The sequence below is a fragment of the Salegentibacter agarivorans genome, from assembly GCF_900113135.1.
In the GTDB taxonomy this organism is placed as follows: domain Bacteria; phylum Bacteroidota; class Bacteroidia; order Flavobacteriales; family Flavobacteriaceae; genus Salegentibacter; species Salegentibacter agarivorans.
The window spans coordinates 52,459-67,761 of the sequence record NZ_FOOH01000003.1 but is presented as its reverse complement, the minus strand read 5'-3'; the positions used below and the strand labels follow the sequence as shown (position 1 = coordinate 67,761).

13 protein-coding genes are annotated in these 15,303 nt (G+C 38.3%); 8 read left to right on the top strand and 5 right to left on the bottom strand.

The window, feature by feature from the left end; translation table 11 throughout:
- Positions 1–9: 9 nt before the first annotated feature.
- The 3 genes from BM084_RS03625 to BM084_RS03615 form a co-directional block, all read right to left on the bottom strand.
- Entirely contained in the window at positions 10–1,083 is a 1,074-nt protein-coding gene (locus BM084_RS03625) for a homoserine dehydrogenase family protein (protein WP_075324806.1), read from the bottom strand.
- On the bottom strand, positions 1,046–2,059 hold the full coding sequence (locus BM084_RS03620; protein WP_075324807.1) for an alpha/beta fold hydrolase: 1,014 nt from the start codon (positions 2,057–2,059) through the stop codon (positions 1,046–1,048). Before BM084_RS03620 ends, BM084_RS03625 begins: the two co-directional genes overlap by 38 nt.
- Before the next feature lie 85 nt (positions 2,060–2,144).
- Complete coding sequence (locus BM084_RS03615) at positions 2,145–3,437, bottom strand: O-acetylhomoserine aminocarboxypropyltransferase/cysteine synthase family protein (RefSeq protein WP_075324808.1); 1,293 nt, start codon at positions 3,435–3,437, stop codon at positions 2,145–2,147.
- Positions 3,438–4,359: 922 nt separating this feature from the next.
- Between BM084_RS03615 and metK the strand changes: the two genes are divergently transcribed.
- From metK to BM084_RS03590, 5 genes are all read left to right on the top strand, one after another.
- Positions 4,360–5,616 (top strand): methionine adenosyltransferase, encoded by a 1,257-nt coding sequence (metK, locus tag BM084_RS03610; protein ID WP_075324809.1) that lies wholly within the window; start codon positions 4,360–4,362, stop codon positions 5,614–5,616.
- Positions 5,617–5,749: 133 nt separating this feature from the next.
- Complete coding sequence (locus BM084_RS03605) at positions 5,750–7,114, top strand: acyl-CoA dehydrogenase family protein (RefSeq protein ID WP_075324810.1); 1,365 nt, start codon at positions 5,750–5,752, stop codon at positions 7,112–7,114.
- Between the two features lie 29 nt (positions 7,115–7,143).
- The gene (locus BM084_RS03600) at positions 7,144–8,073 is read left to right on the top strand and encodes a 2-hydroxyacid dehydrogenase (protein ID WP_075324811.1); all 930 of its coding nucleotides are present in this window, start codon (positions 7,144–7,146) and stop codon (positions 8,071–8,073) included.
- A gap of 15 nt (positions 8,074–8,088) precedes the next feature.
- Positions 8,089–8,541, top strand: coding sequence for a universal stress protein (locus tag BM084_RS03595; protein ID WP_075324812.1), 453 nt, complete (start codon positions 8,089–8,091; stop codon positions 8,539–8,541).
- Between the two features lie 141 nt (positions 8,542–8,682).
- Positions 8,683–9,621: a pyridoxal-phosphate dependent enzyme gene (locus BM084_RS03590; protein ID WP_093302829.1), complete on the top strand. Its 939-nt coding sequence runs from the start codon at positions 8,683–8,685 to the stop codon at positions 9,619–9,621.
- A gap of 325 nt (positions 9,622–9,946) precedes the next feature.
- Here the strand turns inward: BM084_RS03590 and BM084_RS03585 are convergent, their stop codons facing one another.
- Entirely contained in the window at positions 9,947–10,474 is a 528-nt protein-coding gene (locus tag BM084_RS03585; protein WP_093302827.1) for a DinB family protein, read from the bottom strand.
- A 149-nt stretch (positions 10,475–10,623) separates the two neighbouring features.
- Between BM084_RS03585 and BM084_RS03580 the strand changes: the two genes are divergently transcribed.
- From BM084_RS03580 to BM084_RS03570, 3 genes are all read left to right on the top strand, one after another.
- A complete protein-coding gene (locus BM084_RS03580; protein ID WP_093302824.1) occupies positions 10,624–13,917 on the top strand; it encodes an amidohydrolase family protein in 3,294 nt (1,097 codons plus the stop codon).
- 115 nt (positions 13,918–14,032) lie between these two features.
- Positions 14,033–14,374, top strand: a complete 342-nt coding sequence (locus BM084_RS03575; RefSeq protein ID WP_075324816.1) for a DUF202 domain-containing protein — start codon at positions 14,033–14,035, stop codon at positions 14,372–14,374.
- Between the two features lie 63 nt (positions 14,375–14,437).
- The gene (locus tag BM084_RS03570) at positions 14,438–14,806 is read left to right on the top strand and encodes a DUF6122 family protein (RefSeq protein WP_075324817.1); all 369 of its coding nucleotides are present in this window, start codon (positions 14,438–14,440) and stop codon (positions 14,804–14,806) included.
- A 135-nt stretch (positions 14,807–14,941) separates the two neighbouring features.
- Here BM084_RS03570 and BM084_RS03565 read toward each other — a convergent pair whose 3' ends face one another.
- The gene (locus BM084_RS03565) at positions 14,942–15,301 is read right to left on the bottom strand and encodes a DUF779 domain-containing protein (RefSeq protein WP_093302822.1); all 360 of its coding nucleotides are present in this window, start codon (positions 15,299–15,301) and stop codon (positions 14,942–14,944) included.
- Between the last annotated feature and the right edge of the window lie 2 nt (positions 15,302–15,303).

The following is a 15,303-nucleotide window of genomic DNA, read 5'->3' as shown; positions in this document are numbered from 1 at the left end:
GTTGGATTTTTAATTAAGTCTTTGCGATAATCTAAGCACATCGCTAACTACACCGCGAGCGGTTACCGCTGCTCCTGCGCCGGCTCCCTGGATTACCAGTGGCTGGTCGCCATAAGACTCGGTATAAATTTCAAAAATATTATCGGCGCCTTTAATTTGACCCAGAGCGGTACTTTTTGGTTCAGAAATAAGTTTTGCCTCCAGGTTGGCGCTCTCTACTTCAATTTCCCCAATGTATCGTAGCACATGATCTTTGTTTTGTTCCTTTTTATGCTGAAAAAATATTTCATCCAGCTCCCCTATTCTTCGCTGAAATTCTTCTGCGGAAGTTTGTCCGTTTAATTTTTCGGGAATTAAAGATTGAATTTTAATCTCCTGAAATTCTTTTTCTAACTGAAGCTCACGAGCCAGAATCAATAATTTTCTTCCCACATCATTTCCTGAAAGATCTTCGCGGGCATCAGGCTCGGTATATCCCAATCTTCCGGCTTTTCGCAATACATCTGAAAACTTCTCTTTATTTTCAGAATAAGTATTAAAAATGAAGCTCAGCGAACCGGAAAAGACCCCTCGAATTTTGGTAACCTTTTCTCCCGCCTGGTGCAAGCCCTGTACGGTTTGTACAATTGGCAATCCTGCGCCCACATTGGTTTCATAATAAAAATACTTGCCGTGGTAATCTAATTCTTTTCGTAATTTGTTGTAGAAATCGGCAGAAAGTGTGTTCGCAACTTTATTGGCGGCTACCAGGTTAAAGCCATTTTGTATTAACCGAATATAAATTTCAACAAATTCCTTGCTGGCCGTGGCATCTATTGCTATAAGATGTTCCAGGTCATTTTCTTTGGTGAAATCCAGGATATCTTCCAGTTTGTACTTTTCGGAAGATTTTTTAAAATCTTTTTTCCAGTTTTCTGAAATACCTTCAGCATTAAAAAGCGCTTTTTTTGAATTGGCAATCACAGGAATATTTACAGAAACCCCCGAATGCTTTTCCCATTGTTTTTTTGCGTCGAGTAATTGCTGAATTAAGGTACTTCCTACATTACCTATTCCAAACAAGATGATGTTCACTTTTTTCATTTTTTATATTGTTGGTTTTAAATACGGGTTTTAAAAATCTGGACAGTTGCGAGGCTTCTATTAAAAAAGCATCGTGCCCGTGAATTGATCTTATTTCGTGAATACTTACATTATTTTTAATCAGGGAAAGGTTTACATAAGTTTCCCAATTCTCATCGGCCAGGAAAAACCAGTCAGAATTCACTGTTACAATATGAATATTTCCCTCAATTTTCTTTGCGACTTCCAGGTAATTACCGCTGCCTTTGCTAATGTCTATAGTAGTTAGCAAGTGGTTCATAAATTTATAGGAAGCGAGTTGAAAACGTTCTTCCAGTTTAACACCATGATATTGCAACCAGCCTTCTACTTTATAGCAAGGTTTTATTTCTTCTTTTGTTCTGTTAAATTTCTTACTTAAAGATTGCGGAGTACGATAAAAGGTCATTGCATGCATTCTTGCATCTTTCACCGGCTCTTTAGAGTTATTAAGAATTTGCTCCTGCACTTTACAGTTTGCCAAAACCCAATCTGTGGCTTTATAATCTGTGGCAATAGGAATAATATTTTCAGCTAGATCAGGTTTTAAAGCGGCTAGTTCCCAGGCGAGTGCGCCGCCTATTGAGCCTCCAATTATGGCAAAAAGTTTCTCAATTTTTAATTGCTGAAGTGCTAAAACCTGGATTCTTGCAATATCTCTAAGCGTAAATTCTTTATAATTTTCAATTAAATGTTCTTTTTTTCCGTTGAAACCATTACCCGGAATATTAAAAGCCAGAATGCTGAATTTTTCGGTATCAATACATTTTTGAGGCCCCACAATTTTGGTCCACCAGCCAAGCTTTCCCGTAATTTGAGAGTTACCCGTAAGCGCATGATTTATTAAAACCACCGGCGCCGTTTCTGGGTTTTTCCCAAACTGCTGAAAGCTCAAATAAATATCCTGAACCGTTCCCGCGGAATTTTCAAAATCTTTTAAACAGAGTTCCTGAAGCATTTTTTTCGTTTTTTGATTTAGAAAGAGCAAAAGGAAAAAGACTTAACCTGGCTGCTTTTTCCTTTGCCTTTCCACCAACAATAAATTATACCAGAGCTTTTTTCTCAATTTTAGCAAAAGCTTCTTTTAAATCTGTTTTTAAATCTTCAACATCTTCCAGCCCAACCGATATACGAATAAGGTCTTGTGTAACTCCAGCAGTAGCCTGTTGTTTTTCGTCCAGTTGCTGGTGTGTAGTACTTGCCGGATGAATAATTAGTGATTTCGTATCTCCAATATTGGCAACGAGGGAGAAAAGTTTGGTTTCATCGGCTACAACTTTAGCCGATTCAAAACCTCCTTCAACTCCAAAAGTCACTACGCCGCTTTGCCCTTTAGAAAGATACTCTTTAGCGAGTTTATTGTATTTACTGCTCTCCAGCCCAGGGTAGTTTACCCATTTTACTTCTTTTTGCTGTTCCAGCCAGGTGGCCAGTTCCAAAGCATTCTGACTATGCTGCTTTATCCTTATTTCAAGAGTTTCTAAACCCTGTAAAATCTGAAAAGCATTGTACGGACTTAAAGCCGCGCCGTGATCTCGAAGCCCTTCAATTCTCACTTTTGCAATAAATGCGGCTTCTTTTAAGGCTTCGTGGTAAACTAGCCCGTGATAACCCGGTGAAGGTTCAGTGAATTCGGGGAATTTCCCATTTGCCCAGTTAAAATTACCGGCGTCTATAATGGCACCTCCAAGTGAAGTTCCGTTACCGCTAATATATTTGGTAAGCGATTCAATTACAATATCGGCGCCGTGCTCTATAGGTTTTAGCAAAGAAGGTGTAGCCACGGTATTATCCACTATAAATGGAACCTTGAGCGCGTTGGCTTCAGCAGAAATTGCTTTAAGGTCCAGAACATCAAGCTTCGGGTTTCCAAGCGATTCTACAAAAATGGCACGCGTGTTTTCTTTTGCAGCCTTTTTAAAATTTTCTGGATATTCAGGGTCTACAAAGGTGGTTGTAATTCCAAATCTTGGTAAAGTTACACTTAGTAGATTATAAGTTCCTCCATATAAACTACTGGATGCTACAATATGATCTCCAGATTTTAAAAGCGTTAAAAGCGTGGTATTAATTGCAGCTGTGCCTGAAGCTGTAACTACAGCTGCTATCCCGCCTTCCAGTGCTGCAAGACGTTGTTCTAAAATATCGTTAGTAGGATTATTTAATCGGGTGTAGATATAACCGGGTTCTGCCAGGGAAAAGAGATTGGCAGCGTGATCTGAATTATTAAAAACATAAGAAGTTGTTTGGTAAATTGGTACTGCCCTTGTTCCTCCGTTTTTTTTTGTATCGTGACCTGCGTGTAATGCGTTTGTTGAAAATTTTTGAGTACTCATAATTTCTAATTTTTTAAAGTTTTGCTTCTATTTTGAAAGCTTGATTATGTTTTTGTTATGGATTTCCGCCTTCACGGAAATGACGGTGTTTTAAATAAAAAAGTCCCCTTAAGTAGCTATTACCAAGGGGACCTTTTAATTGAACTCTAAACAAACTAAGTTACATTCGGTTTTGGCAATAGCAATTCATGTGTTGCATACACATACACATCATCATAGTGCGCATCATCATTTTATTTATTGCCTTAATCATCATATTTGTTTTTGTAATTCCCATACCGATGGGAATCTAATTTTTACTAACCTATTTTCTTAATCTGGATTTCCGCCTCCGCGGAAATGACTAAGTTTTAAATAAAAAAAAAGCCGCTGCGATTGGCAGCGGCTTTTTGCAATTTATCTCTTTTCAGAATTAAGCAATTGAGCGCGCTGCGGAAGTTTTCCACATCATCATACGCATCATATTGCAAATTATCTGGTACATTTCGTTGTTTTGTTGGTTACAAAGATAAGGGCAGAAATTTTTAATAACCAAATCCAAACTTCACTTTTACGAAAAATAAATTTTTATTCCTTTAAACTGATTAATCAATAATTTAATGGCTGTAAAATTATTTATTATCTATTTTTATCTAAAACACAAACCTAATTAGCTATATTTCAGAAGTATAAAACTATAATTTTATACGCTATAAATTGAAGTCGAAATTTTAAAGTCTTCAACCCTATAAAAAAGAAAGTTAAAGAAAGTATGAGTTTGGGTTATTTTTATACATTTGTAACCGAATTATTAAAGGGAAGGATTTGACTGATTGCAACCCTTTTATGCTTTTTAAAGTATAAGAAAAATGCTAAAGCAGTATCACTACTCCCTTAGCTTTTCGTCAAATTCAACCCGTATTTTTTAAAATAAATTAAAAATATGGCTTATTTATTTACTTCAGAAAGTGTTTCTGAAGGACACCCCGATAAAATCGCCGATCAGATTAGCGATACCTTACTCGATAATTTCCTTGCTTTTGATGAAAATTCTAAAGTCGCCTGCGAAACTTTAGTAACTACCGGCCAGGTGGTGCTTGCCGGTGAAGTAAGAAGCGACACTTATTTAGACGTTCAAAACATTGCCCGGGAAGTAATTAATGATATTGGTTATACTAAAGGAGCATACAAATTTAGTGGTGATTCTTGTGGCGTAATCTCTTTAATCCACGAACAATCCCAGGAAATTTACCAGGGTGTAGATCGTGAAAATAAGGAGGAACAGGGCGCCGGAGACCAGGGAATGATGTTTGGTTACGCCACCAACGAAACCGAAAACTATATGCCGCTGGCTTTAGATATTTCTCACAAAATACTTATTGAGCTGGCAAAATTAAGACGCGAAGGCAAAGATATCCCCTACTTACGTCCCGATTCTAAAAGCCAGGTTACTATAGAATATAGTGACGATAATGTGCCGCAAAAAATTGTGGCTATTGTGGTTTCTACCCAGCACGACGATTTTGATGAAGATGATGATGCTATGTTGAAAAAGATCAAGAAAGATATTCTTGAAATTCTTATTCCGCGGGTAAAACAACAATTACCAGATTATGTTCAGAAACTTTTTAATGATGATATTACTTATCATATAAATCCTACCGGAAAGTTTGTTATTGGGGGGCCTCACGGGGACGCGGGACTTACCGGAAGAAAAATTATTGTAGACACCTACGGCGGAAAAGGCGCGCACGGTGGTGGTGCATTCTCGGGAAAAGACCCAAGTAAAGTCGACCGATCGGCTGCTTATGCATCGCGTCACGTTGCCAAAAACCTGGTTGCCGCCGGGCTTGCAGACGAAGTTTTAGTACAGGTTTCTTATGCGATTGGGGTGGTAGAACCTACTTCAATTTCAGTAGAAACTTATGGTACTTCCAAAGTGGATATGAAGGATGGGGAAATTGCAAAAAAAGTAGCCCAGATATTTGATATGCGCCCCTGGGCCATAGAAAATCGTCTAAAACTTAGGAGTCCTATCTATCGTGAAACTGCTGCTTACGGGCATATGGGGAAAGAACCAAGAACGGTCACTAAAATCTTTAAAAGTCCATATTCTGGGGAAGTAAAAAAGGAAGTAGAACTTTTTACCTGGGAAAAACTGGATTATGTAGACAAGGTGAAGGAAGCCTTTAGTCTCTAAATTCTAAGCCATAATTATTACTTAAATACCGCTGCATTCAGCGGTATTTTTTTTTGACGTTTTCTTCGGAAAGCTTTAACAACCGGACGCAGTTTTAATTCCTAATTTTAGAATTCCACCAATCAAACACCTTATGTCCGTTTTTAGAAAAGTAAGAAACACCATCAACCTATTAAAGTCGGTTGATATGGATCAATTAGCGAAAATTAATAAGCAGATAGACCTTTCAGAAGCGATGAAAAGTTTAGGCCAGTTAGATGAGCGTCAACTCAAGGGTTTGATGAAAATGTTAAAAACCAAGCAGAAAAAAGGCCAGAGTGACCTTCCTCCCATTACCGGCGATTTTTACAATTTAGACCTTAAACTTACCGAGGAGCAGCGCAAGCTCCAAATGGAGGTGCGAAATTTTATGGAAGATGAAGTTAGGCCGTTGGTAAACGACCATTGGAATCGTGCTAAATTTCCTCACGAAATTATTGAGAAATTCAAGAAACTAAATATTACCGGTGTGCCTTACGAAGGTTATGGCTGCCCAAATCTTCCTTTTTTAATGGAAGGTATTATAGCACAGGAAATTGCACGTGTAGATGTTTCTATTTCAACTTTTTTCGGCGTACATAGCGGCCTGGCAATGGGATCTATCTACCTATGCGGAAGTGAAGAACAAAAGCAGGAATGGCTTCCGAAGATGCAAAAATTAGATGCTATTGGTGCCTTTGGATTAACAGAACCCAATGTTGGCTCTGGTGTGGCCGGCGGACTTGAAACTACATGCAAGTTTGACGGTGAAAACTGGATTTTAAACGGACAGAAAAAATGGATTGGGAACGCCACTTTTGCTGATGTAATTATTATTTGGGCGCGGGATGTAGACAGCAACCAGGTTAAAGGATTCCTGGTAAGAAAAGGAAATCCTGGTTATAAAGCAGAAAAAATGGAAGATAAAATGGCCTTGCGAATTGTGCAGAATGCCATTATAACTTTAACCGATTGTGTAATACCCGAAAGTGACAGGTTACAAAAAGCAGATTCCTTTAAAGATACTGCAAAAGTACTTAGAATGACTCGTGCTGGAGTAGCCTGGCAGGCGGTTGGTTGCGCCCGGGGCGCGTATGAAAGCGCTTTAAAATACACCAGGAAAAGAGAACAGTTTGGGAGACCAATTGCTTCTTACCAGTTAATTCAAAATCATTTAGTAGAAATGGTTTCCAATCTTACCGCAATGCAAACACTGGTTTTTAGGCTTTCTGAAATGCAGGATGCCGACTTACTAACAGATGAACACGCATCTTTGGCGAAGGTTTTTTGTAGTATGCGTACCAGGGATGTGGTAAGCCGTGCCCGCGAAGTTATGGGCGGCAATGGTATTCTACTAGAACACGATGTTGCCCGTTTTGTAGCCGATGCCGAAGCCATTTATAGTTACGAAGGAACAAAAGAAATTAATTCGCTAATTGTAGGCCGTGCCATTACGGGATACAGTGCTTTTGTAAGTTAAATATTAACCATTCAAAAATAAAGAATAGAATGTCATTATTAATTGTTAGTCCGGGTAAAGACCCGAAAGCTTGGGTTGAAGCTTTAAAAAATCAACATCCGGGTTTAAATATTTACGTGTATCCAGAAGATCACGATAAAGAAGAGGTAGAATTTGCCTTAACCTGGAATCATCCCCGTGGAATCTTTCAAAATTATCCCAATTTAAAAGTCGTTGCTTCTATGGGCGCCGGGGTAGATCATATTACCAGCGATCAGGAACTTCCCGAAAATATAAAAATCACTAAAGTGGTAGACGATCGGCTGGAACAAGATATGGGAACCTTTGTACTTACCCTTATTCTTGCGCACCAAAGAAATTTACTCCATTACAGGGAAAGCCAAATAAACGAAAAATGGGAACCTGTTTCTTATACTCGCAATAACGATGTAAAAGTTGGGATCTTGGGGATAGGTAACCTTGGACAAAGCGTGGCCAATAATTTATTAAAAAATGGCTTCCAGGTAATAGGATTTTCCAGGCATAAAAAAGAATTTGAAAACGTAGAAAGCTTTGCCGGAGAAGATGAATTTGATGAGTTTTTGGAGCAGTCTGATATCCTGGTAAATATGCTTCCTTTAACTCCCGATACCGAAAAAATACTCAATAAAGAATTATTCGAAAAATTACCCAAAGGCGCATACGTAATTAATGTTGCCCGTGGTGAACATTTAGTGGAGCAGGATTTACTGGCAAAAGTAGACGATGGCCATCTTTCTGGTGCGGCATTAGATGTATTTTGGGAAGAGCCAATAAGAGACGAGCATCCATTTTGGAAACATCCAAAAATAAGGATAACACCGCATATTGCCAGCGTTACTCATCCAAACTCTGTAGTGCCGCAAATTATTGAGAATTATGAAAGATTGCAGGATGAAGAAGAACTTAAGAACGTGGTAGAACGAGATAGAGGTTATTAATTAAAATATCAGCGTATGAAAACTTTCAAAAACATTTTGGTTGCAGTAGATTTTAATGATGCCGTTGGAGAACTTATGGCATACGCTGAAAGTATAGCAGAAAAATTCGGGGCTAAGATCTGGGTGGTTCACGTAGCCGCCCCAGATCCCGATTTTGCCGGTTTTGATGCCGGCCCGCAATATATTAGAGATATGCGAGCCGATGAATTAAGAGACGAGCACAAAGAATTACAGCAAATTCGCGATATGTTTATTGATAAAAATATAGAATCTGATGCGCTTTTAATTCAGGGCTCTACTGTGGAAACCGTATTGCAGGAAGCCAAAAAGCTTAAAGCCGATATTCTAATTGTAGGTACCCACAAACACAGTTTCTTCTATAATCTTTTTGCCGAAAGTGTTTCGGTAGAATTGTTTAAAAATGCCGAAATCCCTGTGCTGTCCATTCCTATTGAAGAAGAAAAATAATTTTCTCTATAATTCAAAATCTTGCTTCTGAAATTAAGCACTAAATTTTTTATTAAATCACTTCAGGATAGATTACTCAGCTGGATTATACTTTTTTACTGAATTAATTTCTTTTAATTTTATTGATTGAAATAAGTCACAATGATCAGTAAAGAAGATTTTACCAAACTACATTTAGAAATTTCACCATACACACACCGCACCCCGGTATTAACTTCAGATTTATTAAACAAATTAGCCAAAACTGAAATTTACTTTAAGTGTGAGAATTTTCAGAAAATGGGTGCTTTTAAAATGCGAGGTGCAACCGCTGCAATCCTGGCTTTAAGCAAAAAGGAACGAGCGAAAGGCGTGGTAACACATTCGTCTGGTAACTTTGCGCAGGCAGTTTCGTTATCGGCTAAAAATTTGGGAATCCCGGCTTATATCGTGATGCCTTCTTCGGCTCCACAGGTTAAAAAAGATGCGGTAAAAACTTACGGCGGCCAGATTACCGAGTGTGAACCCAACATAAAAGCTCGCGAAACCGCGGCCGAAAAGATTCAAAAAGAAACCGGTGCTACTTTTCTCCATCCTTCAAATGACCTGAATGTAATTTATGGCCAGGGAACCGGGGCAAAAGAACTCCTTGAAGATTTCCCTGATCTGGATATAATTATTACACCCGTTGGTGGCGGTGGACTTATAGCCGGAACCGCGCTGGCAGTAGATTTTTATACTAAAAAATGCAAAACCATTGGTGCCGAACCTTTTGAAGTTGACGATGCTTATCGATCTCTGAAAACTGGAAAAATCGAAACCAATTCCAGCACCAATACAATTGCCGATGGATTAAAAACCCAGCTTGGAGATAAGAATTTCCCTATAATTCAAAAGTTTGTTTCTGAAATTATACGAGTTGAAGAGGAGGAAATTATCAATGCTATGAAACTCATCTGGGAACGTATGAAAATTGTAGTAGAACCTTCCAGTGCGGTGGCTTTTGCTGCGATTTTACGCGAAAAAGAGAAATTTCGAAATAAAAAAGTTGGAATTATTATCTCCGGTGGGAATGTAGATTTAAGTAATTTGCCTTTTTAATCATCATTGAATTGCTTTTTCTGCGAGTTTTTTATACATCGCAGGTATAATTTCTAATTAACCAAAGACCTACAAGGCTTGCTAAACCTTGTAGAAAATTAAAATGCCGAATCAATAGCGGCATACCGAAAATTTATCGTGAAATTTGAAGTGATGGCACCGTAAAATTTTAGGCTGTTTGAGCTAAATGAATTCCTTAATTTACTTTAATTCCTCTTGCGAGTTCCTAAAATTTAGGTGACGAACGATAAATTTAGATACAGTTTCGTAAGCCTAGATTTTTTGGTTCTTTTTTATCAATGGAAAAAGAACAAGTATATATTATTTAGGACTGTAACGAATCTGAACTATCTTTCAAAACACTCACCGTTACCAAAAGTTGCCCCACGTGTCGCTGACTATGTTCTGCAGCGTGAAAAAGCAATCCGATTATCGTTGAAGGCAGTTCCTTTCTTCCTACCGGTCTATATTCGGTTAAAATATTTTCAGGTGTATTTTTAAGAAAATCGATTGCTTCATTTACTTTTTCCTGAAATTTCTGAACAAGAAATTCTACAGAAATATCGTCATTTGGTTTTCCTTCATCTTTTAAATACCGAAATTGAGATTCAGATAATTTTTTGGCTTTAGCATAGGTTAGCATTCTATCGGTTACTCCTGTTAAATGCTGTAAATGAAATCCAACCGAAGCTCTTCCTGCAGGCTTTTTCCAAAGCAATTCTTCAGGAAAACCGATCATATATTTCTCCACTTCTTCCGCCGATTGCAAGAGAGCGTGCGCAGCAGGTTGTAGTAAATCTGGAACATCAGGAATTTTTCCCCGTAACCACACTTCAGGTCTATTTTTATTCATTTTTCAAGAATTAAAGTTTAGAAAATCTTAAATCAAACTTACTTAAAAGACGGAATTAGATAAAATAATCTCCAAATATTAAATCCCTTAATGCAATTAGAGCTTTTGAGCTTTTCATAGTATATTTAGCCTCGTTAAAAAATCACACTATGTTTAAAAAATTCCTCCCGGCCTTATTTATTTTATTGGCTGCTCCAAACCTATTTTCACAAGAAAAAGAAGAAGAAAAGAAATGGGACGTAAATGATCCTTATTCTGATGACTGGAACATTAAAGAAGTTCCGCTTAAAACTGATGAAGGCACCTGGATGAATCTTGATGTCTCTCCCGACGGAAAAACCATAGTTTTCGATCTTTTAGGTGATATCTATAAAATGCCAGTTAGTGGTGGAAAAGCAACACTTTTAAGAAGCGGAATGGCTTATGAAGTTCAGCCGCGATTTAGCCCAAATGGTTCTAAGATCTCTTTTACCAGCGATGCCGGTGGAGGCGATAACATTTGGATTATGGATGCCGATGGAGAAAATGCCAGCCAACTTACTAAAGAAAATTTTAGATTGCTAAACAATGCGGTTTGGACTCCAGACGGAAATGCCATTGTAGCCAGGAAACATTTTACTTCTGGCCGTTCTCTTGGGGCCGGAGAAATGTGGCTATACCACATTGGTGGCGAAGGAGGTTTACAACTTACCGAACGTAAAAACGACCAACAGGATGTAAACGAACCCAGCATTTCTCCAGATGGGCGCTACCTTTATTACAGCGAAGATATGTACCCTGGCGGAATGTTTCAGTACAATAAAGATCCTAACAAGCAAATCTATGTTATAAAAAGATACGATTTTGAAACCGGTGAAAACACTACTATTACAGGTGGTCCCGGCGGAGCAGCAAGACCACAAGTTTCACCTGATGGGAAGAAGCTTGCTTTTATAAAAAGAGTGAGAACAAAATCGGTTTTATTTATTCACGACCTGGAAACCGGCGAAGAATGGCCGGTTTATGATAAATTGAGTAAAGACCAACAGGAGGCCTGGGCGATTTTCGGGGTTTATCCCGGATTTAGCTGGATGCCTTCGGGAGAAGAAATCGTTTTTTGGAGTGAAGGAAAGATCAATAAAGTAAATATTGAAGATTATTCCTCTGAAATTATTCCTTTTGAAGTTGAAAACACCATAGAGATTGCAGAAACCCATAGAAGCGAACACCAGGTATTTTCGGAAGAATTTAATCCTAAAGTGATTCGTCACGCGGTAACTTCGCCAGATGGGAAAACCCTTGTTTTTAACGCGGTAGGTTATTTATGGAAAAAATCCTTACCAAACGGAAAACCTCAGCGAATCACCAACGGCGAAAATTTTGAATTTGAGCCCGCTTTTTCTCCTGACGGAAAAGAGATCGTTTACGTTACCTGGAGTGACTCCAAAATGGGCGCTTTAATGAAAGTAGGTTTGAGTGGTAGAAATCCGCAAAAACTCACTTCAGAAAAAGGTATTTATAGAAACCCTGCTTTTTCCAACGATGGCGAACAAATCGTTTTTGTAAAGGAGCGCGGTAACAGTGACCAGGGACAAACTTTTAGTAAAGAACCGGGTATTTATACGATTAGTGCTTCCGGAGAAAATAAAAAGAAGATCTATGATTCCGGAGATTTCCCAATATTCAGTAAAGACGATTCCCGAATTTTCTTTCAAACCGGTGGCGCGCTTATGGGCAGTCTGGAAAAAAGTTTAAAAAGTATTGATCTAAGCGGAAACGACGAGCGTACGCATATCAATTCAAAACACGCCAATAGATTAGTGCCAAGCCCAGATAATAAATGGGTTGTTTTTAGTCATTTGCACCAGGCTTATTTGGCACCGCTTACTATGACGGGGCGACCATTGGATTTAGACAATAACACCAAAACTATCCCGGTAACACAAATCACTAAAGATGCGGGGATGAACCTGCACTGGTCGAACAACAGCCAAAATGTACACTGGACTTTAGGTGACGAATATTTCACTAATAAAGTTTCAGAGCGTTTTACTTTCCTGGAGAGTTCTCCTGATTCTATTCCTGATATTACCGAGGAAGGAACCAAAATCGGACTTAAACTAAAAACCGATATTCCGGAAGGGCAAATTGCTTTTACCAACGCCAGGATTATTACTATGAATGGTGATAAGGTTATTGAAAATGGAAGCATTGTAATTAAAGAAAATAAAATTGTTTCTGTAGGTGAAACTTCTGAAGTAAATATTCCGAATAATGCGAAAGTTTATGACCTGGAAGGAAAAACAATAATGCCTGGAATTGTTGATGCCCACGCGCATATTGGCGCTTTTAGATATGGCTTAACGCCAGAAAAGCACTGGCCTTTATATGCAAATATGGCATTTGGAGTTACCACCGTGCACGATCCTTCGGCTTTAAGTGAAAGCATTTTTAGTATGGCTGAAATGGTAAAAGCCGGTGAAATGGTAGGCCCACGAATTTATTCAACAGGAATTATTCTTTACGGTGCTGAAGGCGATTTTAAAGCAGTAATTAATAGCCTGGAAGATGCTAAATCGGCTTTAAGGAGAACGAAAGCCTTTGGTGCGACTTCGGTAAAAAGTTATAACCAGCCTCGCCGTGAACAGCGCCAGCAAATAATGCAGGCGGCAAAAGAACTGGAGATGAATGTGGTTCCCGAAGGCGGAAGCACCTTCTTACATAATATGAATATGATTGTAGACGGGCATACCGGGATAGAACATAATATTCCCGTGGTTCCGGTTTATAAAGATGTAAAAACGCTTTGGGGAAACAGCAATACTGGCTATACGCCAACACTGATTGTAAATTATGGCGGAATAAACGGTGAGTATTACTTCTATCAAAAAGATAACGTTTGGGAAAATGAACGTTTGCTCAATTTCACACCGCGACAAATTGTAGATTCCAGATCAAGACATCGTACCAAACTTCCTGAAGAAGAATATAAAAACGGACCTATTTTGGTTTCAGAAACCGCCAAAGAACTTTCTGATATTGGCGTAAAGGTAAACCTTGGTGCACACGGACAGCTACAGGGACTTGGCGCTCACTGGGAACTTTGGTTACTGCAAATGGGCGGAATGACCAATATGGAAGCTTTACAGGCAGCTACAATTAACGGTGCCGAATATATTGGAATGGGTAGCGAAATTGGATCTTTAGAAGAAGGAAAACTAGCGGACCTGATTGTTTTGGAAGAAAACCCATTAGAAGATATTCGTAATTCTGAATCGGTTATTTACACGATGGTAAACGGCAGATTATATGATGCTGAAACGATGAACGAAATTGGAAATAACCCGAAAGAACGCGGTGAATTCTATTGGGAAGACAACAAATACAATGCAGCTTTCCCGTGGCACGAAAGCACCCAGAGCTTTACCGCTCCCGGTTGTACTTGCCATAGGTTGACTAATTAAAAAACCAAAAAACACAAACTGGATAGTTAAATTTAAGTCTTGCTTAAACAAACCGAATTTGGTAACTTTTAAAGCAAATTAACTATCCAGTTTCTATGCTGAAATATGAAATTTTATGAGAAGGGTTAAATTTGGAAAGCTTTTCACTCACAGAAAGATAGATGAAAGCATCATTCGCGAACATCTGGCGCTGGAAAGAACTAAGCTTGCCAATGAACGTACGTTGTTATCCTATACCCAAGCGGCTATGTATTTTCTTTTGGGTGGTTTGGCATTAATTCAGCTAAAGGAATACGAAGAGATGCATTATATTGGCTATCTGGCCCTGGTCATTTCTGTATTGTTTCTTACTATCGGTATATGGCGATTCATCGTACTAAAAAATAAGATGAAGGATCTTTTAAAGGGCAAAATAGAGTCTTCAGCTGAAGAGGAAGAAGAGCCTGAAAATAATTAATAATTTTACTGAGGTCCAGGGTTTGATATTTTTTTAGAAGCTTCAATTTTTTAAAAACTTCAATTGCAAACATTCACCCATTATTTTCTTCATTTTATAGCTATTGCCGCTATTGCCTGGTTTTACGACAAAAAGAACTGGAAAAGGAACTGGCTTATCTTACTCGCCACTATGGCCGTAGATCTGGACCATGTTTTTGCCAATCCTCTATTTGACCCCATGCGCTGTGGAATTGGCTATCATCCTTTACATTCTCATTTTGCAATTATCGGCTATGTTTTAGGGGTTCTTTTTATTAAAAATAAGCTTCTGAAGTTAATATTCATCGGTTTGCTCTTTCATATGCTTACCGATTTTATAGACTGCCTGTGGATGTTTTCTAAATGCAATGAATGCTATACTTCTTCTGAAATTTATAAGTGGTTTAATTAAATTTTTCAGAAAAATTAAGACATCAAATTTTAGAGTCAAGCCTCGGAGCATTAAATCTCGATTATCGAGTAAAAAAACCTGAAAAACTGAATATTTAGGGTATAAACAGTTTTCAGGCATTGCTTAAGCAACAATTTAAGGGTTTAAATTCTTGTTTTCTTCATCATTCAGCATTCTTGATTTTATTAGAAAACGATAACCGGTAGGAATATCAAGCGAAAAACTGCCACCTCTACCTTTTACAATATCTACAGTTAAATGGGTATGTTTCCAATATTCAAATTGGTCGTGGCTCATATAAAAATTTACACCGCCAACTTCCCCCAGTAGAAAATCATTATCATCAATATAAAAATCCTCTTTTGGCAGTAACATAGGTGAAGACCCGTCGCAACAGCCACCGCTTTGGTGAAAAATCACCTCACCGTGCTGTTGCTTAAGTTCTTGCAGTAGTTTTTCTGCTTCAGGAGTTATTTCTACTCTTTTATAGTCCATTT

What these genes read in the sequence shown, in the direction of transcription:
- BM084_RS03625 (WP_075324806.1), bottom strand. Translation starts at nt 1,083, where the DNA reads ATGAAAAAAGTGAACATCATCTTGTTTGGAATAGGTAATGTAGGAAGT.
- BM084_RS03620 (WP_075324807.1), bottom strand. Translation starts at nt 2,059, where the DNA reads ATGCTTCAGGAACTCTGTTTAAAAGATTTTGAAAATTCCGCGGGAACG.
- BM084_RS03615 (WP_075324808.1), bottom strand. Translation starts at nt 3,437, where the DNA reads ATGAGTACTCAAAAATTTTCAACAAACGCATTACACGCAGGTCACGAT.
- metK (WP_075324809.1), top strand. Translation starts at nt 4,360, where the DNA reads ATGGCTTATTTATTTACTTCAGAAAGTGTTTCTGAAGGACACCCCGAT.
- BM084_RS03600 (WP_075324811.1), top strand. Translation starts at nt 7,144, where the DNA reads ATGTCATTATTAATTGTTAGTCCGGGTAAAGACCCGAAAGCTTGGGTT.
- BM084_RS03595 (WP_075324812.1), top strand. Translation starts at nt 8,089, where the DNA reads ATGAAAACTTTCAAAAACATTTTGGTTGCAGTAGATTTTAATGATGCC.
- BM084_RS03605 (WP_075324810.1), top strand. Translation starts at nt 5,750, where the DNA reads ATGTCCGTTTTTAGAAAAGTAAGAAACACCATCAACCTATTAAAGTCG.
- BM084_RS03575 (WP_075324816.1), top strand. Translation starts at nt 14,033, where the DNA reads ATGAGAAGGGTTAAATTTGGAAAGCTTTTCACTCACAGAAAGATAGAT.
- BM084_RS03565 (WP_093302822.1), bottom strand. Translation starts at nt 15,301, where the DNA reads ATGGACTATAAAAGAGTAGAAATAACTCCTGAAGCAGAAAAACTACTG.
- BM084_RS03585 (WP_093302827.1), bottom strand. Translation starts at nt 10,474, where the DNA reads ATGAATAAAAATAGACCTGAAGTGTGGTTACGGGGAAAAATTCCTGAT.
- BM084_RS03590 (WP_093302829.1), top strand. Translation starts at nt 8,683, where the DNA reads ATGATCAGTAAAGAAGATTTTACCAAACTACATTTAGAAATTTCACCA.
- BM084_RS03580 (WP_093302824.1), top strand. Translation starts at nt 10,624, where the DNA reads ATGTTTAAAAAATTCCTCCCGGCCTTATTTATTTTATTGGCTGCTCCA.